The sequence below is a fragment of the Mesorhizobium sp. NZP2077 genome (assembly GCF_013170805.1).
Taxonomy (GTDB): domain Bacteria; phylum Pseudomonadota; class Alphaproteobacteria; order Rhizobiales; family Rhizobiaceae; genus Mesorhizobium.
This window is the reverse complement of sequence record NZ_CP051293.1, coordinates 4,736,371-4,758,398: the sequence shown is the minus strand read 5'-3', so window position 1 is coordinate 4,758,398 and position 22,028 is coordinate 4,736,371. Positions and strand designations below refer to the sequence as shown.

At 62.0% G+C, this 22,028-nt stretch carries 21 protein-coding genes and 2 tRNA genes; 10 read left to right on the top strand and 13 right to left on the bottom strand.

The genetic code is table 11. The features are described 5' to 3' along the window. Positions 1 to 162 precede the first annotated feature (162 nt). From clpX to HGP13_RS23835, 3 genes are all read left to right on the top strand, one after another. The gene (gene clpX / locus HGP13_RS23845; protein WP_023759839.1) at positions 163 to 1,437 is read left to right on the top strand and encodes an ATP-dependent Clp protease ATP-binding subunit ClpX; all 1,275 of its coding nucleotides are present in this window, start codon (positions 163 to 165) and stop codon (positions 1,435 to 1,437) included. A gap of 273 nt (positions 1,438 to 1,710) precedes the next feature. Next, complete coding sequence (gene lon, locus HGP13_RS23840; protein ID WP_172229536.1) at positions 1,711 to 4,122, top strand: endopeptidase La; 2,412 nt, start codon at positions 1,711 to 1,713, stop codon at positions 4,120 to 4,122. Between the two features lie 196 nt (positions 4,123 to 4,318). Then, positions 4,319 to 4,591, top strand: coding sequence for an HU family DNA-binding protein (locus HGP13_RS23835; RefSeq protein ID WP_023798342.1), 273 nt, complete (start codon positions 4,319 to 4,321; stop codon positions 4,589 to 4,591). 87 nt (positions 4,592 to 4,678) lie between these two features. Here HGP13_RS23835 and HGP13_RS23830 read toward each other — a convergent pair whose 3' ends face one another. Further along, positions 4,679 to 5,701 carry an aldo/keto reductase gene (locus HGP13_RS23830; protein ID WP_172229534.1) on the bottom strand — a complete coding sequence of 341 codons (1,023 nt, stop codon included), beginning with the start codon at positions 5,699 to 5,701 and terminating at the stop codon, positions 4,679 to 4,681. 179 nt (positions 5,702 to 5,880) lie between these two features. Between HGP13_RS23830 and HGP13_RS23825 the strand changes: the two genes are divergently transcribed. Beyond that, the gene (locus tag HGP13_RS23825; protein WP_172229531.1) at positions 5,881 to 6,447 is read left to right on the top strand and encodes an SIS domain-containing protein; all 567 of its coding nucleotides are present in this window, start codon (positions 5,881 to 5,883) and stop codon (positions 6,445 to 6,447) included. Positions 6,448 to 6,450: 3 nt separating this feature from the next. After that, entirely contained in the window at positions 6,451 to 7,194 is a 744-nt protein-coding gene (locus HGP13_RS23820) for a creatininase family protein (RefSeq protein ID WP_172229529.1), read from the top strand. Here the strand turns inward: HGP13_RS23820 and HGP13_RS23815 are convergent. The 4 genes from HGP13_RS23815 to HGP13_RS23800 all read right to left on the bottom strand — a co-directional run bounded on the left by HGP13_RS23815 (position 7,191) and on the right by HGP13_RS23800 (position 11,325). Further along, a complete protein-coding gene (locus tag HGP13_RS23815; RefSeq protein ID WP_172229527.1) occupies positions 7,191 to 7,505 on the bottom strand; it encodes a hypothetical protein in 315 nt (104 codons plus the stop codon). The two genes, HGP13_RS23820 and HGP13_RS23815, sit on opposite strands and share 4 nt — an antisense overlap. A gap of 2 nt (positions 7,506 to 7,507) precedes the next feature. Beyond that, positions 7,508 to 8,425 (bottom strand): carbohydrate ABC transporter permease, encoded by a 918-nt coding sequence (locus HGP13_RS23810; RefSeq protein WP_027028598.1) that lies wholly within the window; start codon positions 8,423 to 8,425, stop codon positions 7,508 to 7,510. Between the two features lie 11 nt (positions 8,426 to 8,436). After that, positions 8,437 to 9,558, bottom strand: a complete 1,122-nt coding sequence (locus HGP13_RS23805) for a sugar ABC transporter permease (protein ID WP_172229525.1) — start codon at positions 9,556 to 9,558, stop codon at positions 8,437 to 8,439. Between the two features lie 99 nt (positions 9,559 to 9,657). Next, entirely contained in the window at positions 9,658 to 11,325 is a 1,668-nt protein-coding gene (locus HGP13_RS23800; RefSeq protein ID WP_027042385.1) for a sugar ABC transporter substrate-binding protein, read from the bottom strand. 276 nt (positions 11,326 to 11,601) lie between these two features. On the opposite strand from HGP13_RS23800, the gene ugpC reads away from it, so the two are divergent. Genes ugpC through rbsK form a run of 3 tightly spaced genes read left to right on the top strand, consistent with a single transcriptional unit; the run spans position 11,602 to position 14,104 of the window. Then, a complete protein-coding gene (ugpC, locus tag HGP13_RS23795; protein WP_172229523.1) occupies positions 11,602 to 12,660 on the top strand; it encodes a sn-glycerol-3-phosphate ABC transporter ATP-binding protein UgpC in 1,059 nt (352 codons plus the stop codon). A 57-nt stretch (positions 12,661 to 12,717) separates the two neighbouring features. Continuing rightward, positions 12,718 to 13,170, top strand: coding sequence for an RbsD/FucU family protein (locus HGP13_RS23790; RefSeq protein WP_172229521.1), 453 nt, complete (start codon positions 12,718 to 12,720; stop codon positions 13,168 to 13,170). A 4-nt stretch (positions 13,171 to 13,174) separates the two neighbouring features. Continuing rightward, positions 13,175 to 14,104 carry a ribokinase gene (gene rbsK / locus HGP13_RS23785; protein WP_172229519.1) on the top strand — a complete coding sequence of 310 codons (930 nt, stop codon included), beginning with the start codon at positions 13,175 to 13,177 and terminating at the stop codon, positions 14,102 to 14,104. A 174-nt stretch (positions 14,105 to 14,278) separates the two neighbouring features. On the opposite strand, the gene HGP13_RS23780 is transcribed toward rbsK, so the two are convergent. After that, positions 14,279 to 14,794: a hypothetical protein gene (locus tag HGP13_RS23780; protein ID WP_172229517.1), complete on the bottom strand. Its 516-nt coding sequence runs from the start codon at positions 14,792 to 14,794 to the stop codon at positions 14,279 to 14,281. A 387-nt stretch (positions 14,795 to 15,181) separates the two neighbouring features. Continuing rightward, positions 15,182 to 15,258 (bottom strand) — tRNA-Asp (locus HGP13_RS23775). A 217-nt stretch (positions 15,259 to 15,475) separates the two neighbouring features. Between HGP13_RS23775 and HGP13_RS23770 the strand changes: the two genes are divergently transcribed. Further along, positions 15,476 to 15,551 (top strand) — tRNA-Val (locus HGP13_RS23770). Between the two features lie 78 nt (positions 15,552 to 15,629). Further along, positions 15,630 to 16,451: a M15 family metallopeptidase gene (locus HGP13_RS23765; RefSeq protein WP_172229515.1), complete on the top strand. Its 822-nt coding sequence runs from the start codon at positions 15,630 to 15,632 to the stop codon at positions 16,449 to 16,451. Between the two features lie 83 nt (positions 16,452 to 16,534). On the opposite strand, the gene HGP13_RS23760 is transcribed toward HGP13_RS23765, so the two are convergent. The 6 genes from HGP13_RS23760 to HGP13_RS23735 all read right to left on the bottom strand — a co-directional run bounded on the left by HGP13_RS23760 (position 16,535) and on the right by HGP13_RS23735 (position 21,843). Continuing rightward, positions 16,535 to 16,756 (bottom strand): hypothetical protein, encoded by a 222-nt coding sequence (locus tag HGP13_RS23760; protein ID WP_172229513.1) that lies wholly within the window; start codon positions 16,754 to 16,756, stop codon positions 16,535 to 16,537. A gap of 163 nt (positions 16,757 to 16,919) precedes the next feature. After that, positions 16,920 to 17,690: an SDR family oxidoreductase gene (locus HGP13_RS23755; protein WP_172229511.1), complete on the bottom strand. Its 771-nt coding sequence runs from the start codon at positions 17,688 to 17,690 to the stop codon at positions 16,920 to 16,922. 30 nt (positions 17,691 to 17,720) lie between these two features. Further along, the gene (locus HGP13_RS23750) at positions 17,721 to 18,716 is read right to left on the bottom strand and encodes an ABC transporter permease (RefSeq protein WP_172229509.1); all 996 of its coding nucleotides are present in this window, start codon (positions 18,714 to 18,716) and stop codon (positions 17,721 to 17,723) included. A 118-nt stretch (positions 18,717 to 18,834) separates the two neighbouring features. Then, on the bottom strand, positions 18,835 to 19,875 hold the full coding sequence (locus HGP13_RS23745) for a sugar ABC transporter substrate-binding protein (RefSeq protein WP_172229508.1): 1,041 nt from the start codon (positions 19,873 to 19,875) through the stop codon (positions 18,835 to 18,837). A gap of 40 nt (positions 19,876 to 19,915) precedes the next feature. Next, the gene (locus tag HGP13_RS23740) at positions 19,916 to 20,680 is read right to left on the bottom strand and encodes an ATP-binding cassette domain-containing protein (RefSeq protein WP_172229507.1); all 765 of its coding nucleotides are present in this window, start codon (positions 20,678 to 20,680) and stop codon (positions 19,916 to 19,918) included. Next, positions 20,677 to 21,843 carry an ROK family transcriptional regulator gene (locus HGP13_RS23735; protein WP_172229506.1) on the bottom strand — a complete coding sequence of 389 codons (1,167 nt, stop codon included), beginning with the start codon at positions 21,841 to 21,843 and terminating at the stop codon, positions 20,677 to 20,679. The genes HGP13_RS23740 and HGP13_RS23735 overlap by 4 nt, the downstream gene beginning before the upstream one ends. Positions 21,844 to 22,028: the final 185 nt, after the last annotated feature.

Genomic DNA, 22,028 nt, shown 5'->3' with positions numbered 1-22,028 from the left:
TTGTGTAGGGTTGCTGCGAATCATTGCCACGTTTTCTGATTTGTGTTTCGTACGGAATACGTTGCGGGAGCCGGGACACTGGCGGCGGCGGATTCCCGCGATAGATAGAATATGCGCCCTTTCAGCCAGACCATCGGCGGGCGGCGATGAAAGGACAGGAAAATGAGCAAGGTCGGCAACAACAGCGGTGACTCGAAGAACACGCTTTATTGCTCGTTTTGCGGCAAAAGCCAGCATGAGGTGCGCAAGCTGATCGCCGGTCCGACGGTCTTCATCTGCGACGAATGCGTCGAACTCTGCATGGACATCATCCGCGAGGAGAACAAGACCTCGATGGTGAAGTCGCGCGAGGGCGTGCCGACACCGCAGGAGATCCTCAAGGTTCTCGACGACTATGTCATCGGCCAGCCCTACGCCAAGCGCGTGCTGTCGGTGGCGGTCCACAACCACTACAAGCGCCTGGCGCATGCCGGCAAGAACAACGATGTCGAGTTGGCCAAGTCCAACATCCTTTTGATCGGCCCGACCGGTTGCGGCAAGACGCTGCTTGCGCAGACGCTGGCCCGCATCATCGACGTGCCCTTCACCATGGCTGACGCAACGACGCTGACCGAAGCCGGCTATGTCGGCGAGGACGTCGAGAACATCATCCTGAAGCTGCTGCAGTCGGCCGACTACAATGTCGAACGCGCCCAGCGCGGCATCGTCTACATCGACGAGATCGACAAGATTTCGCGCAAGTCCGACAATCCCTCGATCACCCGCGACGTGTCGGGCGAGGGCGTGCAGCAGGCACTGCTGAAGATCATGGAAGGCACCGTCGCCTCCGTTCCGCCGCAGGGCGGCAGGAAACATCCGCAGCAGGAATTCCTGCAGGTCGACACCGCCAACATCCTGTTCATCTGCGGCGGCGCTTTCGCTGGGCTGGACAAGATCATCTCGGATCGCGGTAGAAAGACCTCGATCGGCTTCGGCGCCATCGTCGCTTCGCCGGAGGATCGTCGCACTGGCGATGTTTTCCGCCTGGTCGAGCCCGAGGATCTGCTGAAATTCGGCCTCATCCCCGAGTTCGTCGGCCGTCTGCCGGTGCTGGCGACGCTTGAGGACCTCGACGAGCCGGCGCTAATCCAGATCCTGACCGAGCCGAAGAACGCGCTGGTCAAGCAGTATCAGCGGCTGTTCGAGATGGAGAATGTCGACCTGACCTTCCACGAGAATGCGCTGTCGGCGATCGCCAAGCGCGCCATCGAACGCAAGACCGGGGCCCGCGGCCTGCGTTCGATCATGGAAGCGATCCTGCTCGACACCATGTTCGAACTGCCCGCGCTCGAAGGCGTGCGCGAAGTGGTGATTTCGGAGGAAGTGGTGACCGGCAGTGCCCGGCCGCTCTACATCTACTCCGAACAGAAGGAAAAGAAGGGCAATGTCAGCGCCTGACATGGCAACTGACCCCATATTTTTGTGGAACGGCGCCGTTGCGGCGCCGTTTTGCTGTGAGGGGCACCCGACCTCGTCGATGGAGTGGATTTGCAGGCGATGTTAACTCTTGATCTTTGCCCCGCGTGCATCCACCTAACACTGGAAGGCCGAGGTGCCGAATTCTGTGCTGTAAAACTCCCGTCACAAACGGTGGTAGGCGGAACGATCCCCGGTCGTTAATATAAGATTCGCGGTTGGCCTGATGGTGGCCGCGACATGAAAGGTTGGACAATGGCCAAAATATCCAAGGCTCCCAGCGACGGCGTCTTCGCAGTCCTCCCACTGCGCGACATCGTGGTGTTTCCGCACATGATCGTTCCGCTCTTTGTCGGGCGCGAAAAGTCGATCAAGGCGCTGGAAGAGGTGATGGGTCAGGAGAAGCAGATCCTGCTTGCCACCCAGATGAATGCCGCCGATGACGATCCCGAGCCCGATGCCATCTTCGACATCGGCACGCTCGCCAATGTGCTGCAATTGCTGAAGCTGCCCGACGGCACCGTCAAGGTTCTGGTCGAGGGCGCTTCGCGTGCGAAAATCGTCTCCTTCACCGACCGTCCCGACTTCCACGAAGCCCGCGCCACGGCGTTGGTCGAGCCGGAAGAGGAAGAGGTCGAGGTCGAGGCGTTGGCCCGCTCGGTCGTCACCGACTTCGAGAACTACGTCAAGCTGAACAAGAAGATCTCGCCCGAAGTGGTGGGCGCTGCCAGCCAGATCGACGACTATTCCAAGCTCGCCGATACGGTTGCCTCGCATCTCGCCATCAAGATTCCTGAAAAGCAGGAAATGCTGGCCACGCTCTCGGTCAAGGAGCGGCTGGAAAAGGCGATGGGCTTCATGGAAGCCGAAATCTCCGTCCTGCAGGTGGAGAAGCGCATCCGCTCGCGCGTCAAGCGCCAGATGGAGAAGACGCAGCGCGAATACTACCTCAACGAGCAGATGAAGGCGATCCAGAAGGAGCTCGGCGAAGGCGAGGACGGCCGCGACGAGGCAGCCGAGATCGAGGCGCGCATCAAGAAGACCAAGCTCTCCAAGGAGGCCCGCGAAAAGGCGGAAGCCGAGTTGAAGAAGCTCAGGACGATGTCGCCGATGTCGGCGGAATCGACCGTCGTGCGCAATTATCTCGACTGGCTGCTGTCGATCCCGTGGGGCAAGAACTCCAAGGTCAAGCAGGACCTGGCCTATGCCCAGAACGTGCTCGATACCGATCACTTCGGCCTCGACAAGGTCAAGGACCGCATCGTCGAGTACCTGGCCGTGCAGAGCCGTCAGAAGAAGCTGAAGGGGCCGATCCTGTGCCTCGTCGGCCCTCCCGGCGTCGGCAAGACCTCGCTCGGCAAGTCGATCGCCAAGGCGACCGGTCGCGAATTCATCCGCATGGCGCTGGGCGGCGTGCGTGACGAAGCCGAGATCCGTGGTCATCGGCGCACCTATATCGGCTCGATGCCCGGCAAGGTCATCCAGTCGATGAAAAAGGCGAAGAAGTCCAATCCGCTCTTCCTGCTCGACGAGATCGACAAGATGGGCCAGGACTTCCGCGGCGATCCGTCGTCGGCGCTGCTCGAGGTGCTCGATCCCGAGCAGAACTCGACGTTCATGGACCATTACCTCGAGGTCGAATACGACCTGTCGAGCGTGATGTTCGTGACGACGGCGAACACGCTGAACATCCCTGCGCCCTTGATGGACCGCATGGAGATCATCCGTATCGCCGGCTACACCGAGGACGAGAAGATCGAAATCGCCAAGCGGCACCTGATGCCGAAGGTGATCCGCGATCACGCGCTGCAGCCGAAGGAATTCTCCGTCGGCGAGGATGCGATCCGCGCCATCATCCAGACCTACACCCGTGAAGCGGGCGTCCGGAGTCTGGAGCGCGAGCTGATGAAGCTTGGGCGCAAGGCGGTGACCGAGATCCTGAAGACGAAGAAGAAGACGGTGAGCATCACGGCGGCGAACCTCGCCGATTACCTCGGTGTCCAGCGCTTCCGCTTCGGCCAGGTCGAGGCCGACGATCAGGTCGGTGTCGTCACCGGACTTGCCTGGACGGAAGTCGGCGGCGAGTTGCTGACGGTCGAAGGCGTCATGATGCCCGGCAAGGGTCGCATGACGGTGACCGGCAATCTGCGCGACGTGATGAAGGAATCGATTTCGGCGGCGGCCTCCTATGTCCGTTCGCGCGCCATCGATTTCGGCATCGAACCGCCGCTGTTCGACAAGCGCGACATCCACGTCCACTTGCCGGAAGGCGCCACGCCGAAGGACGGCCCGTCCGCGGGTGCTGCCATGGCGACAGCCATCGTGTCGGTGCTGACGGGTATTCCAGTCCGCGCCGATGTGGCGATGACCGGTGAGATAACGCTTCGCGGCCGCATCTTGCCGATCGGCGGCCTCAAGGAAAAGCTGCTCGCCGCTCTGCGCGGCGGCATCAAGAAGGTGCTGATCCCGGAAGACAATGCCAAGGATCTGGCGGAGATTCCGGACAATGTGAAGAATGGCATGGAGATCATTCCGGTCGCACGCGTCGGCGAGGTGTTGCGGCACGCGCTGGTGCGTATGCCGGAGCCGATCGAATGGGTCGAACCGGTCAATCCACCGGCCGCGACCGACAGCGTTGACGACGCTGGAAAGTCACTTGCGCATTAGTTTTTTCTAAGGTTGCACTGCACAAACAGAAAGCCGGGCCTCGCGCCCGGCTTTTTCATGTGAAAAACCCCGGATTTCCGGGCTTTTTCCGGTTTTTTCCTGCCTTTTCGACTTGGTTGCGGGAACGCTTCTTTCTAAAGTCCGTTTCCTGCCGGATGAGTCGTTAGTTCCGGTGTTCTCATGGAAGGGAATTTTTATGAACAAGAACGAACTGGTGTCCGCTGTCGCCGACGCCGCGAGCATTTCGAAGGGTGACGCGCAGTCGGCGGTCGATGCGGTATTTTCCGTGATCACCGGCGAACTGAAGAAGGGCGGCGATGTCCGGCTTGTCGGCTTTGGCAATTTCACCGTGTCAAAGCGTGCGGCCTCGACCGGTCGCAACCCGCAGACCGGGGCCGAAGTGCAGATCCCGGCACGCACCGTGCCGAAGTTTTCGGCCGGCAAGGGCCTCAAGGACGCAGTCAACTAAGCGCGTTTTTCTTTTTCAGAGACAGAAAAGCCGGGCTCGCCCGGCTTTTCATTTATTGGCTCGACGCCGACGCGAATGGTAGCCGCGCTATGCGGTCGGCGCATCCGCGCGCATCAAGCCTTCCTTCTTGAGATCGGCCCAAAGGGCTGCCGGCAGTTTCGCGTCGAGCAGCGCCCGGTTGCTTTCGACCTCCGCCGGTCGTTGGCCGCCAGGGATCACCGATACCACCGAAGGATGCTGCAGCGGGAACTGCAACGCAGCCTCGATCAGGCGCACGCTGTGGCGGGTGCAGACCGCCTCGATGCGTGCCACGCGGTCCAGCACGTCCTGCGGCGCCTCGGAATAGTTGTAGTAGGCACCGGGCTTCGGTCCCGTCGCCAGGATGCCGGAATTGTAGGGGCCGCCCAGCACGATGCCGATGCCGCGCTTCTGGCAGAGCGGCAGGAACGATGTCAGTGCCTCCTGTTCGAGCAGCGTGTAGCGCCCGGCAAGCAGGAACAGGTCGAAATCGCCGCGCTCGGCCAGCGTCTGGGCAACCTGCCATTCGTTGATGCCGCCGCCGAACGCCTTGATGACGCCCTGGTCGCGCAGCGACAGCAACCCGTAATAGCCCGAGCGCATGAATTCCTCGATGCGCTGGTCTGACGCCTGCTTGCTGCCGTGGGTGAAGATGTCGACATCGTGCACGAACAGGATGTCGATCCGGTCGACTCCGAGTCGCTCGAGCGAGGCTTCGAAGGAACGCATCAGGCCGTCATAGCTGTAGTCGTAGACTTCCCTACGCGACGGCGTGTCGAAGAACTTGCCGATGCCCGTGCGCTGCTCCGGCGGGCAGGCGCGCATCAGGCGGCCGACCTTGCTCGACAGCACATAGTCGTCGCGCTTCTTGCCGCGCAGGAACGGGTTGAGGCGTGTTTCCGACAGGCCGAGCCCATAGAGCGGCGCGGTGTCGTAGTAGCGGCAGCCGGTCGTCCAGGCGGCATCGAGCGTGGCATTGGCATCCGCGTCCGAAACGGCGCGGTAGAGATTGCCGAGCGGCGCCGTGCCGAAGCCGAGTTCCGTAAAGGTGATGCCGCCATTGCCGATGCGGTCGAAATGCCGTGTCTTCATGTCCTGCAGGTTTCCCGGGGTTAATCTGTCTGAGCTGATTTGTCTGACATGACACTATCATGCCTGTGATCAAGCAAAAGCGCCGCGCAGTGTTGGACACGCATTTTCGCGGTTGCTAGCATGAACGAAATCAAGCCGTTCGTGGAAAATCCCAGGACGATTTCGAGGATGTTTTTGCCGTGAGCGACCGAAGCGAAAATCTGTTCAAGACCGCGCTCAGCGAACTCGGCGCCGTGCTGGCGCGGGTGGATGAGGACCGCATCGACGCCGCCTGCAAGCTGCTGGCCGATGCCGGGCAGATCGTCGTCTATGGCTGCGGCCGCGAGGCCTTGCAGGTCAAGGGTTTCGCCATGCGGCTCTATCATCTCGGCCTGCCGGTCTCGGTGGTCGGCGACATGGCCACGCCGCCGCTGGGCCCAGGCGACGTCTTCCTGGCCAGTTCCGGACCGGGAGAAACTTCGACGGTGCTCACCTTGATGCGCATCGCGCGCGAAGCCGGCGCGACCAATCTGTTACTGACCGCTCAGGCCGAAGGTAGTGCGGCAAAACTGGCCGATTTCACGCTGCTCATCCCGGCGCAGACCATGGCCAATGACCAGGGGCCGCAAAAGACTTCGGTGCTGCCGATGGGCTCGGTGTTCGAAGGCGCGCTGTTCCTGCTGTTCGAGGTGATGGTGTTGAAGGTCAAATCGCTGACCGGTGCCTCGCCCGAAGCCATGCGCGCCCGCCACACCAACATGGAATAGACCATGCGCTATGAGCTGATGCTGCCGCACCAGATCCGCAAGGCGATCACCGAGAACTGGCCGGTCGCCCTGCCGCTCGGCGTGCTCGAATACCATGGCGAGCACATGGCCGTCGGCATGGACACGCTGGCCGTCATCAAGACGCTGGAACTGTTCGAGAAGGAGAGGGACGTCGTCATCCTGCCATCCTTCCACTACGGTGCGGCGAGCTACGCGGTGGCGGCGCCTGAAGGCACAGGCTCGGTGCAGGTCGGCGGCAATCAGTTGGCGCCGTTCGGCGAGGAGCTGTTCTACAGCCTGTTGCGCGTCGGCTTCCGCAACATCCACGCCATCATCCATCACCAGACGGAAAACTTCGCCGCCGGCATGCCGACCGACCTCGCCTTCAAGACCGCCGGCAGGCAGGCGATCTTCCGTTTCCTCGAGAAGCAGCGCGGCGAGGGCTGGTGGGGCTCTGAGACGATGGCCAACTATTATGCCGGACATGCCGCGGGGGAAAATTTCTTCAACTGGGTGCAGGTGCATCCGCTGATGCCCGCCGCCATGAACGGCAAGTATCCGTTCGACCATGCCGGCATCGGCGAGACGTCGCTGATGCTGGCGCTATGTCCGGAGGCCGTCGATGCCGCCCGCTTCGCCGACAACACAGGCTGGTACACGGCTGATGCCAAGGATGCCTCGGCGGAACTCGGTAAAAAGGGCGTCGCCATGATCCTGGACCACCTGCGCGCTATCCTGAAGGCTTAAGCCCGGTTTTTCTGCCGCTCCGCCCGGTACTCGGCGATCGATTTGTCCGGATCGCTTTTGGTGACCACGGCCCAGAGGAAGGTGCCGGCGCCGCCAAAGGCCAGGGTGACGTAGATCGCTATGCCGAGTGCAAAAAACCGTGTGTACAAGCCGATCAGCAGCATGATCACCCCGCCAAACAGCATGGCCACGACGAAACCGGCAACGACGGCGCGCCCCTGCCAGGCGATGGGCATGACGCCCTTGCCGTAGCGGTCGCGTCCGACATAACCGACCCGGATATTGCGTGCGAACCAATATGGGCCGGCCATGACTACTTCACGGCTCCCGCGGTCATGCCCATGATGAGATAGCGTTCCAGCGCGATGCCAATAACGGCCAGCGGCGCGATCGCGGCCGTGGCAAGCGCTGCCATCGACCACCAGTTGATGCCTTGTGAGCCGGTCTGGCTCGCTACCATGACGGGAATGGTCTTGGCGTCGGTCGAGGTCAGAAGCGCGGCGAAGAAATACTCGTTCCAGCACAGCACCATCGCGAGGATGAAGGCCGCGACCATGCCCGGCAGCGCGATCGGCATCACGATGCGGAAAAACGCGCCCCAGATCGACAGCCCATCGACGAGGGCTGCTTCCTCAAGCTCTACGGGGATCGAGTTGAACTGGTCGCGCATGATCCAGATGACGATCGGCAGCACCATCAGCGTATAGAGCAGGATCAGCCCGATGCGCGTGTCGAGCAGTCCAACCTCCCGGTAAAGCACCAGGAAGGGCAATGCCAGCACCACGGGCGGCAGGATCAACTGCGACAGGAAGAAGAACGAGATATCCTCGTTCTTGAACCAGGCGAAGTGATAGCGGTAGCGCGTGAGGCCGTAGGCGGCGAGGCTGCCGATGACGATGGCGAGGCTCGACGCCCCAACCGAGGTGATGACCGAATTCATGAAGCGCTTGAAGAACTCGTCACGCACCGTGGAGGTCTGGAAGATCGAGTCCGGCGAGAGGCCGAGCGAACGCCAGCCCTTCCAATCCGGCTGGAAGTCGATGAAGGGGATGAGATGGCCCTGCGTGACGTCGACCGCCGACTTGAACGAGGTCGTTATCGTCCAGTAGATCGGGAACAGGCAGATGAAGGCCCAGAAGACAAGCGCGCCGTAGATGAAGATACGGCTGGTGATGAAGCTCGCCGGCGAGCGGATTTCGGAGACGGTGTATTCGGTGGTTTGAACGCTCATGATCCCACCGCTCAGTTGACGTTGCGCACGAAGCGGTTGGCGAATTTCAAGAGCCAGGTCACGAACACGACGATGATGACCAGATAGGCCATCGCCAGCATGGTGCCGTAACCGACATTCGAGCGGTCGCGATATTCGCGGTAGATGAAACTGGAGACGGAATCGGTGGCGCCGCCAGGCCCGCCTGATGTCACCGTGATGATGATGTCGGCCAGCTTCAGCTTGAAGATGATGCGCAGGATGACCGCCGTCACCGACACCGGCAGCATCAGCGGGAAGGTGACCTGCCAGAAGGTTTGCCACGCATTGGCGCCGTCGACCCGTGCCGCTTCGAGGATCTCGCGTGACATCGCCTGCAGGCCGGCGAGCAGCATGATCATCATGAACGGGATGAAGGTCCAGGCATCCAGCACCATGATCGAGATGCGGGCGATGATCGGATCCGAGAAGAACGCCGGGTTTTCCCAGCCGAGATGGCGCGCCAGTGTGGCTGCCGGTCCGAAGCGATATTCCATCAGCGACTTGCCGACCATCCACGACACCGCCACGGGCGACAGCATCAGCGGCATCAGGAAGACGACGCGGAAGAACTTTCGCGCCCGGATCTGCGCGTTGAGCAGCAGCGCCAGGCCGAAGGCGATGACATACTCGACCAGCACGGCGAGCACGTAGAGAACCATGTTGAACAGCGCATTGCGATAGTAGGGATCGGCCAGCATCTGCCAGAAATTGTCGAGCCCGTTGAACCTGCGGCCGCTGAAGGAGGAAAGGTTCCAGTCGGTCAGCGCGATGTAGAAACCGAACAGCGTCGGGAAGATCACCATGGCGATCGTGAAGAGCAGCGCCGGCAGCAGGAACAGCGCGCGCTGGCCGTCCTCGCCACGCGTCAGCACCTGGCCGATGCCGATCGCCACGCCCCACAGCACATAGGCATAGACGACGGGACGCCAGGTCTCGAAGCCGATCGTGTCGACTTCGCTCTTGCAAAGGATCTGAACAAGGATCGTTGCCAGCAGGCCGAGCGTTGCAGCCGCCATCAGCGCCCAGCCGAGGCGTTTGCGGCCTGGCGGGATGAGGTCGGATGGGACGGCGTTTGCCGGCCAATCATTGGTGGGCAAAGTCTGGTCAGCCACGCGTCTCGTCCGTTTTGCAAAAGGCACTTCGCGACCGGCCACGCCGGTCAGGACGGGGTGCGGCGGCTCTCGTCGCCGGACCCCAGGTTCACGCTACGATCAGGCCAGGCCGAGCGAGGCCTTGTAGAGCTTGACTTGTTTTTCGCGGCCGATCTGGTCGGTGAGCTTTTCCCAGGCGGCGGCGATGGCATCGGCGCCTTCCTGTGCCTTCATCTTGCCGGCGAAGGTGTTGGCCAGAATATCCTCGGCGGCGGAATAGTACTGGAAGATGCCGGGGATGCGTGGCTCGATCGCCGCGTTCGGATGGTTGTAGGAATCGCCTTCCGACTTGAGGTAGGAAGTGATGAAGGCCTCGTCGTAGCCGGCCGCCACCCATTCCGGAATATCGAAGTGGGAGTTGCGGTAGGGCTGGAAGCCGGACGGATACATCGCCGTCCAGATCGACAGGTCCTTGCCGCCGAGATGGGCGGCGGCGGACCATGCCGCCTTCTTCTTCTTCTCGTCGGCGTCGACGCGGGCCATGACATAGACGCCCCAGCCGAGATAGGCGCAGTTCGGCGAATAGTTCGGCCCGCTGGCGAGCTTCTCCCAGGCGCCTGTCTTGGAATTGTAGACATCGTCCGAACCCGGCAGGATCGAGAAGCCGGTGACGTCGCCGATGACCGAGGAATCGTTGGTCTTGACGTTGGAGCCGATGTCGCCCCACCAGGGGATCATCGAACCGGTGCCAGCCAGGAACTGCTGGAAGCCGGTGGTGTTCGGATCGGCGTTGATCTGGTCAGCCGGTTCGGAGGGCAGCGCGTCGATCACGTCCTGGATGGCGCGCACCCAGGCCGGATTGTTGATGCGCGGCTTCATCGTATCGGCGTCGAACAGCCAGGCTTTGTCGTCGGGGTGCTTGGCGTAGGCCGTGGCGCGGCTGCCGAGGAAGTAGAAGCCGAACCCGCCCCAGGGCTTGGGCGCGTCAAGATAGCCATAGACGTCCTGGCCCTTGAATTTCTTGCCCTTGAGGAACTTGGTGACGGCCTGCACCTGCTGCCAGGTCTTCGGCACGCCCCATTCGCCGGCCCCGCCACCGTCCTTCCACTGCTTGGCAAGGTCGGCATCGGCAAACACGTCGGTGCGGTAGTTGAAATTGTGTGTGTCGCCATCGATGGTCACACGATACTGCTTGCCGTCCCAGGTACCGACCGGCGGCTTCAGATAATTGACCAGGTCGTCGAAATCGATCTGCTTCTTGACCCAGTCGGGCATCTCTGACGTCAGGCCCTTGCCGCAGACATCGCCTTCGAACGGCGCGCCCATCTCGATGATGTCGAAGTCGACGGTGCCGGTGGCGATCGACTGTTGCAGGCGGGCGTTGTAGTCGGCCTGCGCCAGGTCGATCCAACTGATCTTGGCGCCGGTATAGGCTTCCCACGGCTTCAGGAAGCCGCGGAACAGCACGTTGTGCAGGTTCTGGTTGTTGAGACCCATGAAGGTCAGCTCAACGCCGGCGAATTCGCCTTCCTTGACGTTGGCCTTGGTTGCCTCAAGGCAAAGCTCACCGACCTTCTGGAAGTCGGCGTCGGTTGGCTGACCCTTGCCGACACCGGGGATCTGCAGGATTTTCGTGCGCAGCTCGCTGGCGGCGGAGGCCGGACGCGTGAACGCGCCAAGCCCGGCGCCGGATGCGGCGGCGATGGCGGCCATGCTGGCCGCACCCTTCAATATGTCGCGCCGGGTGGCTCCCGCGCCGACCATTTTCTCGTAAAGACCGACTCTCATCTACCATTCCTCCCAGAACAAAGCCGTGAATTGATATGCCAATATTTCGGACGCCGAGACGTTGGCGGTTCTCCTCGATAAAACGGGGACGTGGGACCCCACCCTGCGTCGCCTGGAGTTCCGCTTTCCGGGTGAAAGGTCCGGCGTTCGGATTGGCAACTATCACTATTCGCACAACGGGATGCCGTGTCAACGAGAATGGATTTTTATCTATAAGAGACCGACTTGCCCTTGCCGTTGGCGTTGGCTAGCTTCACCGCAACGAGAGGGAGGACGATGGCTCAAGTCGCAATCAGCAAGGTGGCCAAGGCGTTTGGAACCGTCAAGGTTCTACATGAGGTCAGCGTCGACATCGCCGACGGACAGTTCGTGGTGCTGGTTGGCCCCTCGGGTTGCGGCAAGTCCACGCTGCTCAGAATGGTGGCCGGGCTGGAGACCGTTTCCGGCGGCACGATCGCCATCGGCGACCGCGTCGTCAATCATCTGCCGCCGGCCAAGCGCGACATCGCCATGGTATTCCAGAACTACGCGCTCTACCCGCACAAGACGGTGGAGCAGAACATGGCCTTTGCCCTCAAGCTGCGCAAAACCGATCCGGCCGAGGTCGCCGAGCGGGTCAAGCGCGCCGCCGACATCCTCGACCTCAATCCCTATCTGAAGCGCTATCCCCGGCAACTCTCCGGCGGCCAGCGCCAGCGCGTGGCGATGGGGCGCGCCATCGTGCGCAATCCACAGGTGTTCCTGTTCGACGAGCCACTCAGCAATCTCGACGCCAAGCTGCGCGTGCAGATGCGCACTGAGATCAAGGAACTGCACCAGCGCCTGAAGACCACCACGATCTACGTCACCCACGACCAGATCGAGGCGATGACCATGGCCGACAAGATCGTCGTCATGCGCGACGGCCGCATCGAGCAGGTCGGCGCGCCTTTGGAACTGTTCGACCGGCCAGCCAATTTGTTCGTCGCCGGCTTCATCGGTTCGCCTTCGATGAACCTGCTCAAGGGGGTCATGCGCAAGGGCGACAGGTTGGGCGTCGAGATTGCTGGCACGCTGTTCCCGATTGCCCCGAACAGCGCCGCGCAGGACGGGCAGGCCGTCGTCTATGGCGTGCGCCCGGAACATCTGGAGATCTATCCCGATGGTGTGGCGGCGAAGATTTCGGTGGTCGAGCCGACCGGCTCGGAAACGCTGGTGTTCCTGCGCTTCGGCGAGGGCGAGATGGTGGCACTGTTCCGTGAACGCCACGACTTCAAGCCCGGCGACACGCTGACCCTGAAGCCGAGGCTCGACCAGATCCATCTTTTCGACGCCGAGACCGGCAAGCGTCTCTAATCTCGGCGTCTCTGATCTCAACGTCTCTGATCTCAAACGGACTTCACGAGGACTATCATGCTCAAAGGCATAAATCCGCTGCTCAATGCCGACGTGCTGCAGGCATTGCGGGCGATGGGCCATGGCGATGACCTGATCATCGCCGACACCAATTTCCCGTCGGATTCGGTGGCGAAGCGGACCGTGCACGGCAAGCTGCTGCGCATCGACGCGTCGGCGGCGCAAGTGGTGAAGGCGGTGCTATCGCTTTATCCGCTGGATACGTTCGTCGACGATTCCGCGGCGCGCATGGAAATCGTCGGCAAGCCGGACGAGATTCCGCCGGTGCAGAAGGAAGTGCAAAAGGAGATCGACAAGGCCGAAGGCAAGGCCTGGCCGATGATTTCCGTCGAGCGCTACGCCTTCTACGAGCGCGCCAAGCAGGCCTATTGCGTCATCCAGACCGGTGAACGCCGCTTCTATGGCTGCTTCGCCTTCCGCAAGGGCGTCGTGCCGCCGGATGCGGAGTAGCAGCATGGCCACCAGCAAGCCTGTCATCGTATTGGGCGTCTTTGTCGCCGACACCGCCTATCGCGCCGATCGCCAACCGCGCATGGGCGAGACGATCCTCGGCAATTCGTTCAAGCTGGGTCCGGGCGGCAAAGGGTCGAACCAGGCCGTTGCCGCCGGCAAGCTCGGCGCCGACACCACCTTCCTGACCCGGCTTGGCGTCGATGCCTTCGCCGACATGGCCAAGCGGACCTGGCAGGATGCCGGTGTGAAGAGCGCCGTCATCGACACGCCTGACAGCTATACGGGTGCGGCCTACATCTTCGTCGAGGAGGGCAGCGGCAACAACGCCATCATCGTCAGTCCCGGTGCGGCCATGCTGATCTCGCCGGCCGATATCGAGGCCAACGCCGATCTGATCCGTGGCGCCGGCGTTTTTGTCACGCAGCTCGAACAGCCGATCGATGCCGCGATGCGGGCGCTGGAGATCGCGCGCGGAGCAGGGGTGACCACCATCCTCAACCCCGCTCCCGCGGCAAAGCTTCCCGACCGCATCTACACGCTCTGCGACTATCTCACGCCGAACGAGACCGAGGCCGAGGAATTGACCGGGATGAAAGTCTCCTCGGTCGATGACGCTCGCGCCGCCGCCGGCAAGCTGCTCGAAAAGGGCGTCGGCACGGTCATCGTCACGCTCGGCGACAAGGGCGCGTTGCTGCACACGAAGGACCGCTCCGAGCATATCCCCGCCATCAGCGCCGGGCCGGTCGTCGAGACCACCGGTGCGGGGGATGCTTTCAATGGCGGCTTCGCCGCAGCGCTGTCGCGCGGCGTGGAGCCGCTGCAGGCTGTACGCTTCGCCTGCGCCGTTGCCGGCATTTCGGTGACGCGCCCCGGCACGGCACCGTCGATGCCGACATTGCAGGAAGTCGAAGCACTGCTGGCGAAGGGCTGAGATAATTGAGGCTCGCGGGCCAACCGAGCCATCAGTCTGCTCCGGCCCTACTGCATCTCGCCCAAAATTGACCTCGGTTTGGCAGAACGGCATGCATCAAAACAAGGACCCAAAGCGCGTCGCATGAATCCGCTTCAACGCGACGCGCTTTTAGATGTCCCGCAGGCGATGGCCTTACTGCTTGATGTAGCAGCGTTTTTGTTGACCAGGCGCGGGATCGCCGAATGTATCGTTGTCGCATTGGACGCCATTGCGGAACACGTCCTGGGTGAACTGGCCGCGCGCCCCGTACCTCACCACCTTGCGGCCATCGAAGTCGCAGTATTCGCCTTCGTCGGCACAGGCCGCCCACCTCTCGCGGCGCGGCTCGTCGTAATTGTCATCCGACTGGTCCCGGTCGCGCAGGACGATGAAACACGACTTTGGCTTGTTCGGTGCGGGGTCGCCAAAAACGCGATTTGTGCAGGGTACGGCGTTTCGCTCGAAATAGCGCGAGGTTGTGCGGCCCCGGGCGCCGTAGACCACCTCGGCGGGAAACCGCAGCCGACAGATGCCGCCCTCACGCGCGCACAGTTGCAGCCGTTCGGCCGACGCGGTCGCCGGGAAAAGGGCGGTGGCCACCGTCGTTACGGCACCCAGGTAAACGAGCGTGAATATCGTGCGTAAAGGAATGTTTGGTGCGATTGACACTATAAGTCCTCCATACCGTTTCGGCAGCATACTGGTGCAGCTCCGCTACCTGCGAAATGAATCGAGCGCTTTGTGGGCAAATCCGCAAGCGCAATTCGCAAGATCAAACGCGGCTCAACCCAGGCTGAGTCGGTTCAGGATTTGCCTTTCAGCCTATTGGAGCGGCATCCCGTTTGCCACACCGCCACGCATGCATGACGGTTTTTTTGAAGGCGGCCGTGAGGACAGTCGGCCCCTTGCGATTGGCACGGAATGATCACCGTCTGCCAGGATACCAAGCCGCCGATAAGGCGCAAAAGCACCTCGACACTTCATTTCTGAAAGGGGACTTTGACAATTCATGTCGACATTTCCCTTGTGCCAAGGGCTTGAAACCCTTGAGAGAAATGGCGCGAGTGACGGGGCTCGAACCCGCGACCTCCGGCGTGACAGGCCGGCACTCTAACCAACTGAGCTACACCCGCGCATTGACGAGCACGTGTCAGCCGTGTTCGTCGTTGGGGCGCTGGATAAGGGGTTCGCCACCGGGTGTCAAGCGTACCAAACCATCATAACAGCAAACTGGAGAAGGTTTTTTGACAGCCGGCGTTTTGTTGACAAATCCGGCCCGCGAACACGGCGTCGCCTGTTCATTTGGCCTTGCGAAGCCGGTCTCGACCGCTTAAAGGTCCGCGCCGGAGCGGGCGATTAGCTCAGTTGGTAGAGCGCTTCGTTTACACCGAAGATGTCGGCGGTTCGAGCCCGTCATCGCCCACCATTCATTCACATGATCAGGCTATCGCCGCGTCAATGACGAGGCGTACTGTTGCCGTTGGCCCTTGCAGGAGACAGGACAATGGTTAGCAGCCCGGGACGCATGCTGCTGTTGGTGACGATCATGCTGGCGATCTCTGGCCAGGGGCGCTTGGCGCACGCGGCAGGTGCCGGCGACGGTGTAGACCAGCCGGTGGCCAAGGCGGCCCTGCTCAAGTCTTATCCCGGCCTTTTCACAATCTCCGGCAATATCCTGACCTGGACCGACGGCACCACGATGGTGTGGGACGACGGCAAGACGCGCGACGCCGACGCGCTGCTGGAGAGCCCCGACATCGAAGACATGTTTCGCTACGCTTATCCGACGGCAGCCGAGGGCGCGCTGGTCCCGGCGGAGGATTTCGATCCGGGCCGTATCCGCAACGAGGCCTTCTTCGAGAAGCTCTACGGGAAAAGCGCCGCAGAGGTGGGCAGGCACATCGCCAACGTTAAATGGCTGCCGAAACTCGGCAAGAAAACCGTGCAGGTCACTAGGGTTTTCGGCATCAACGACCGGCTGGGCAAGGTCTCTGACGCCCTGGAGGCGATGCCGCCGGATTTGAGCCGCTACGGACTGAAGCCTGGAGGCGGTTTTGTCTGGCGGCCGATCGCCGGCACAGACCGGTTGAGTGTCCACTCTTTCGGGGCAGCCTTCGACATCAATGTCGGCTGCTCCGACTATTGGTACAACAACAGAAACAAAGCCAACCCCAAGGCACACATTCCCTTCAAGAATCGCATTCCGCTCTCGATCGTCGAACTGTTCGAGAAAAACGGCTTCATCTGGGGCGGCCGCTGGTATCACTGTGACACCATGCATTTCGAATACCGGCCTGAATTGCTGTTGTACAAAAATTCCGGCTGATCAAGGCGTCGGCGGCAGTCAGCCGTGAGGCGCGTTTGGTCGGTCAAAAAATGCCGAAATTCGCCGATGCCGCCAAATGAGCGTCAATGGCAAAGGTCGAGACAGGGTCCGGCCGGCGGTCCAGCCGCATCACAAACCCTAAGCAGATCGGCATGGATGTTTTTGGTGTTCAACAGCTCAGCTGCTTCCGGGTAACCCTCGGCCAGCAACGCGGCAACAATCCCGGCTGGAGAGTTGTGGACGCCACCTTCCGCCAAAGCATGAGCCCGCTGGTAGATATGGCTTGTTCTGATGTCGTCGACCATTCGGAAACCCCTCGGTTGACTAGCACTGATAGACAACCCTTGAGGTGCGGATGCGTTCCATGCAACTTATGAGGGAATACTTGCCAACTGGTGCGCCGAGCGACGGCTTGTCCTTATTGCCTCTGGTCAGGAGGCGGCCGATCCAATGCCGTCGATGTAAAGATCACGGCGGTATCATCCGGAAATCCTTGCCCTCGGGCAGCAATTGCCCGCCGTCGACGACAATGGTCGTGCCGGTGATGTAGCTGGCATCGTCCGAGGCGAGGAACAGGAAGGCATTGGCGACGTCGCGTGGGCTGCCGAGCCGGCCGAGCGGGATGGAATCCTCCATGTTCTTGATATAGGCGGCGCCACGATGCTGCTGGATCGCTTCGGTCAGGATGTTGCCGGGCTCGACACCGTTGACGGTGATGCCGTAACCGGAGAATTCGAGAGCCGCCGAACGGATGAAGCCGTTGATGCCTGCCTTGGTCGCCGCGTAATGGCCGTGGCCGGGACTGGTGACATGCGGGCCGGTGATGGAGGAGGTGAACAGCATGCGTCCGTAGCGTTGCGCCTTCATCGGCACCAGTGCGGCGCGGGTAGCATTGAAGGTGCCGCGCAGATTGACGGCCATGACGCGGTCCCAATCATCGACGCTGGTGTTCTCGATCAACTGCCAGGGATAGATGCCGGCATTCTGCACGATGATGTCGAGCCGGCCGTGATGCTTCAGCGCCAATGCCACCGCGGCCTCGGCGTCGCGCATTTGCGAGATATCGGTGCGGATGAAAGCGGCGCCAAGTTCGTAGGCGGTCGCTTGCCCGGCCTCGACCTCGGTGTCGGCGAGCACCAGCCTTGCGCCTTCTTCGGCGAAGCGCAGTGCAATGCCCTTGCCGATGCCGCGCGCGCTGCCGATGATCAGCGCCACCTTGTCGTCCAGTCGTCCGGTCATGCCCGCCTTCCTGTCATGCGAGTCGTCCTGTCATGCGAGTCTTTGGCGAATGGTTTGCTTGAAGGCGTCGAGCAGCACGGCGGCCAGCACCAGCAGGCCATGGATGACCTGGGTGAAGTTGGCCGGCAGCCCCATCAGATTGATTGCCGTGTTGATGGCCGAGAGCAGCAGCACACCGGCATAGACGCCGGGCAGCGTACCGACGCCGCCCTTCAGGCTGACGCCGCCGATGACGACCGCGGCAAAGGCGTTGAACAGCAGGCCGACGCCGAGATTGGCGGTGGCGCCGGAGGTGCGGATCGCCAGCAGCCAGCCGGCGAGGCCTGCGATGGCGCCGGCCAGCACGAAGGCAATGATGAGGTTGCGGTTCACCCGGATGCCGGCACGGAAGGTCGCCGTCTCGTTGCCGCCGATCATCACGAGGTGGCGGCCAAACGGCGTCTTGGCCATGATCAGCGAGAAGACGATGAAACAGGCGATGGCGATCCAGGCAGTGAGCGGCAGGCCGATCAGCCGCTGTATGCCGAACCAGCGGATGGCAGGTGCCAGATCCTGCGCCGATCGGCCGCCCGAAATCACCAGCACCAGGCCGCGCACCCAGATGTAGGAGGCCAGCGTGATGATGAAGGCGCTCATCTTGACCTTGACCACCAGGTAGCCGTTGAAGGCGCCGATCAGGCCGCCCACGGCCAGCGCCAGCAGCAGCGACACCGGCACCATCAGCCATTCCGGATGCAACTGGACACCCATGCCGATGCCCGACGAGCAGAACAGGATGCCGACCGCCATGGCGCTGAGCGCCGCAACCGATTCGACCGACAGGTCCATGTGGCCGGCGATGATGACCAGCGCCAGGCCGATCGACATTACGCCGAGCACGCTCGAGGCCTCGATGATGTTGGCGAAGATGCCGAGCTGGAAATAGTTCGGGACGAAGATGGAGAAGACCACCAGCACGAACAGCAGCATGAACCAGACGAGGTTGTCGAGGACGAACTCCAGGGCATGGCGGGTGCGAGGGTTCATGGGCTGATCCGGCTGGCGCATATCCGAAATCATCTTTTGATTTTCGAAGTCATGCGCGGATTGGAATTGGAGGATCGGCTCCGGGCCGAGAGGGCCCGGAGCGTCTCAGGCGACGTGCCTATTCGACCGACGTGACGGTGTCCGTCGGCGGCTTCTGGTTGCCCCAGAAGGCCGGGTTGTCGACGTTTTCCTTGGTGATGGCAGCACCTGGGATCTTGATGTTCGGGCCCCAGGCTTCCTTGGTCACGGTCGATTTCAAACCAAGCACGTCATATTCGCCAGGCTTGATTTCCTGCTTCTTGACGACCTTGTCCATGAACATGGCGACGGCCGCGGCCTGCGCATAGAGCGGCTGTTCGACTTCGACGTTGAGCCAGCCCTTGCGGATCAGGTCGAGGCCGACCGGAGCGCCGTTCGAGCTCATCAGCATGACGTCGCCCGGCTTCTTGCCGGCAGCCTCGAGCGAGGCGACGGCGGCGACCGAGAGGTGAGCGGCATGGCTGAAGATCAGGTCGATGTCGGGGTTGGCCAGCATCTGGTCGGCAACGATGGTGCCGGCGTTGCTGGCTTCCCACTGCATGGCCGGAAGCGAGATGATCTTGACGTCCGGAAACGCCTTCATCTTCTCCTCAAAACCCTTCTGGATGTCGAGCGTGTAGGGATCGCCGGGATCGCCGAGCACTTGCAGCACCTTGCCCTTCACCGAGCCGTTCTTGGCCTTCAGCAGCTTTTCGGCCTGGTCGGCGGCGACATAGCCGATCTCGACCGTTCCGGCGACCGAAGTGAAATCGGAAGGAGTCGCGGTGATCTGGCGGTCGAATTCGACCACTGGAATGCCGGCGGCACGCGCCGCTTCGATCGACGGTTTCAGCGCGTTGAAGTCGACGGCAGCGAGGATGATAGCTGCCGGTTTGAGGGCGATGACGTCGTTCATCTGCGATTGCTGGGCGTCGGTCTTGTTGTCGGCGTTCAGCGTCTTCATTTCATAGCCGGTCTGCTTCAGGAACAGCTCCAGCGCGCTTACCGAGCCGGTCTGGAACTCGTCGAGCAGTGTCGGCACCAAATAATAGACGATACCCTTGGACTGCGCGAATGCCGGCGTGAGCGTGGCAAAGGCCAGTGCCAGGATACCGAAGACAGCAAGAAGTATTCGCTTCATGTCGTTGGCTCCCTGTTAAGCCGGACCCCTCTTTTGTCCCTCAGCCCGCCGGTCCGGCACCGGCAAGCGTCTCCCCGGTGATCATGTTGATCACCGCATCGGGACTTGTTTTGTTGCGTGCGACATCGCCCGCCACGACGCCTTGGCGGATCACCACGATCCGGTCGGCGACCTGAAAAGCCTGCTGCATGATGTGGGTGATGATGACGACGCCGATGCCCTGGCTCGCTACCTGGCGGATCATGTCGAGACCGCGCCGCGTCTGCTCGACGCCAAGGGCGGCGAACGGCTCGTCGAGCAGCACCAGCTTACCGCCCCAATGCACGAAACGGTTGAGCTCGATGGCCTGCCGCTGGCCGCCCGAGAGGTGCTCGACATTGGTGCGCAGCGACGGAATGCGGGTGCCGGCGCTGGCCAGCGCCTTTTCGACGACGGCCTCCATAGCGCGCTCGTCGAGCACTGGAACGCCAAGCACCTTCCTGGTGATCTCGCGGCCCATGAAGAAATTCGCCACCACGTCGACATTGGTGCACAGCGACAGGTCCTGGTAGACGGTTTCGATGCCCGCCGCCTTGGCCTCGGCAGGCGATCTCGCCAGAAACTCCTTGCCTTCGAACAGCATGCGGCCCGAGGTCGGCTCCAGTCCGCCCGATATGATCTTGACCAGCGTCGATTTGCCGGCGCCGTTGTCGCCGAGCAACGCCACCACCTCCCCTTTGCCGATCGAAAAGCTGATCCCCTTCAGCGCTTCGATGGCGCCATAGTTCTTGGTGACGTTGTCGAGCACCAGCAGCGGTTCGCTCATGCCGCAATCTCCTTGGCTGTCAGAAGATCGCGGCCGCGTTCGCGTTCGGCGGCGAACATCTGGCCGAAGCGCGGTGACAGCACTCCGGAAACCGCAAGCGCGGCGGCGCCGCGCAGCACGGAATGCTGCCCGCCGCGCGCGACCATGACCCGCGGCGTCACCCGGTCCTTGCGCGCCGAGACGGAGTTGTGCAGGCCGTCAGTCGACGCGGCCAGCCTTTCGAGCAGATCGGTGGACGCCAGCCCGCCGAGGATGATCGTTTCGGGGTCGAACAGGTTTTCGATGATGGCGATGGCATTGTGAAAGATCGGCGCGACTTCCGCGACCCAATCGGCCTCTGTGCCATTCCAGCGCCGGAGCGCCTCGAGCGAAAGGTATCGTTCGAGACAGCCGCTGTTGCCGCACGGACAAGGCTGACCGCCGGGAACGACAGGGATATGCCCGACCTCGCCGGCATTTCCCCATGCGCCGCGAAACACGCTGCCGTCATGAACCATGACGCCACCAAGGCCCACGCCGAAATAGAGGTAGTAGTATTCGGAAAACTGCACTCCGAGGCCGTAGAGACGCTCGCCCATGGCCGCAGCCGCCATGTCGTTTTCGAAGAAGGCCGGCAGTCCGGTTGAGGCGGCCAGCCGCTCGCGCAGCGCCACATCCTTCCAGCCGGTCATGGTGGTCGGGCCGACAAAACTCATGGATTCGACACCGAATGGTCCGGGCAGGGCGAGGCCAACCCCGAGAACCCGCCCGCCGGCCCGCAATCCGGTCAATTCAATCACCATTCCGCCGATCAGGTCGAAGGCATGGTCTGGTGTCGCGTTCGGCGCCTCGCGGTAAGTGCTCTCGATCACATCGCCGCTCAGATTGATCAGGGCGGCATTGATGCCGAGCGGAGTGATGTGGATGCCGACGGCATAACCGCCCTCGGGATTGATGCGCAGCGTCGCTGGTGGCAGGCCGCGCCCCTTGGGCTCTTCACGCACGGAGAGGATGTAGCCCTGCTCCTCCAACTCGCGGACGATCGTCGATACGGTCTGGACAGTGAGGCCGACGCGGCTGGCGATCTCGCCGCGGGCGATCGGTCCGTGCAGGCGGATGGACTCAAGCACGATGCGCCGGTTGTACGGCCGCCCGAATTCCTGATTGGTGCCCCGTAACGCCATACCTTGCGCCCCCAGTTGACATCAGGTTCGCATCAAAGATTTATTCAGTCAAATGGAATTCAAAAATAAAACGAAAGCCGCGTCCCGATCCCGGGAGAGCCGCAAGTCGCATCCGACCTAGGCCCTGTTCACGTGTCGAGCTTGGCTGATTGCCGCCATGGCGAAACCGCTTCAATGGTGAGCGA

What these genes read in the sequence shown, in the direction of transcription:
- clpX (WP_023759839.1), top strand. Translation starts at nt 163, where the DNA reads ATGAGCAAGGTCGGCAACAACAGCGGTGACTCGAAGAACACGCTTTAT.
- lon (WP_172229536.1), top strand. Translation starts at nt 1,711, where the DNA reads ATGGCCAAAATATCCAAGGCTCCCAGCGACGGCGTCTTCGCAGTCCTC.
- HGP13_RS23835 (WP_023798342.1), top strand. Translation starts at nt 4,319, where the DNA reads ATGAACAAGAACGAACTGGTGTCCGCTGTCGCCGACGCCGCGAGCATT.
- HGP13_RS23830 (WP_172229534.1), bottom strand. Translation starts at nt 5,701, where the DNA reads ATGAAGACACGGCATTTCGACCGCATCGGCAATGGCGGCATCACCTTT.
- HGP13_RS23820 (WP_172229529.1), top strand. Translation starts at nt 6,451, where the DNA reads ATGCGCTATGAGCTGATGCTGCCGCACCAGATCCGCAAGGCGATCACC.
- HGP13_RS23815 (WP_172229527.1), bottom strand. Translation starts at nt 7,505, where the DNA reads ATGGCCGGCCCATATTGGTTCGCACGCAATATCCGGGTCGGTTATGTC.
- HGP13_RS23810 (WP_027028598.1), bottom strand. Translation starts at nt 8,425, where the DNA reads ATGAGCGTTCAAACCACCGAATACACCGTCTCCGAAATCCGCTCGCCG.
- HGP13_RS23800 (WP_027042385.1), bottom strand. Translation starts at nt 11,325, where the DNA reads ATGAGAGTCGGTCTTTACGAGAAAATGGTCGGCGCGGGAGCCACCCGG.
- ugpC (WP_172229523.1), top strand. Translation starts at nt 11,602, where the DNA reads ATGGCTCAAGTCGCAATCAGCAAGGTGGCCAAGGCGTTTGGAACCGTC.
- HGP13_RS23790 (WP_172229521.1), top strand. Translation starts at nt 12,718, where the DNA reads ATGCTCAAAGGCATAAATCCGCTGCTCAATGCCGACGTGCTGCAGGCA.
- rbsK (WP_172229519.1), top strand. Translation starts at nt 13,175, where the DNA reads ATGGCCACCAGCAAGCCTGTCATCGTATTGGGCGTCTTTGTCGCCGAC.
- HGP13_RS23765 (WP_172229515.1), top strand. Translation starts at nt 15,630, where the DNA reads ATGGTTAGCAGCCCGGGACGCATGCTGCTGTTGGTGACGATCATGCTG.
- HGP13_RS23760 (WP_172229513.1), bottom strand. Translation starts at nt 16,756, where the DNA reads ATGGTCGACGACATCAGAACAAGCCATATCTACCAGCGGGCTCATGCT.
- HGP13_RS23755 (WP_172229511.1), bottom strand. Translation starts at nt 17,690, where the DNA reads ATGACCGGACGACTGGACGACAAGGTGGCGCTGATCATCGGCAGCGCG.
- HGP13_RS23750 (WP_172229509.1), bottom strand. Translation starts at nt 18,716, where the DNA reads ATGAACCCTCGCACCCGCCATGCCCTGGAGTTCGTCCTCGACAACCTC.
- HGP13_RS23745 (WP_172229508.1), bottom strand. Translation starts at nt 19,875, where the DNA reads ATGAAGCGAATACTTCTTGCTGTCTTCGGTATCCTGGCACTGGCCTTT.
- HGP13_RS23740 (WP_172229507.1), bottom strand. Translation starts at nt 20,680, where the DNA reads ATGAGCGAACCGCTGCTGGTGCTCGACAACGTCACCAAGAACTATGGC.
- HGP13_RS23735 (WP_172229506.1), bottom strand. Translation starts at nt 21,843, where the DNA reads ATGGCGTTACGGGGCACCAATCAGGAATTCGGGCGGCCGTACAACCGG.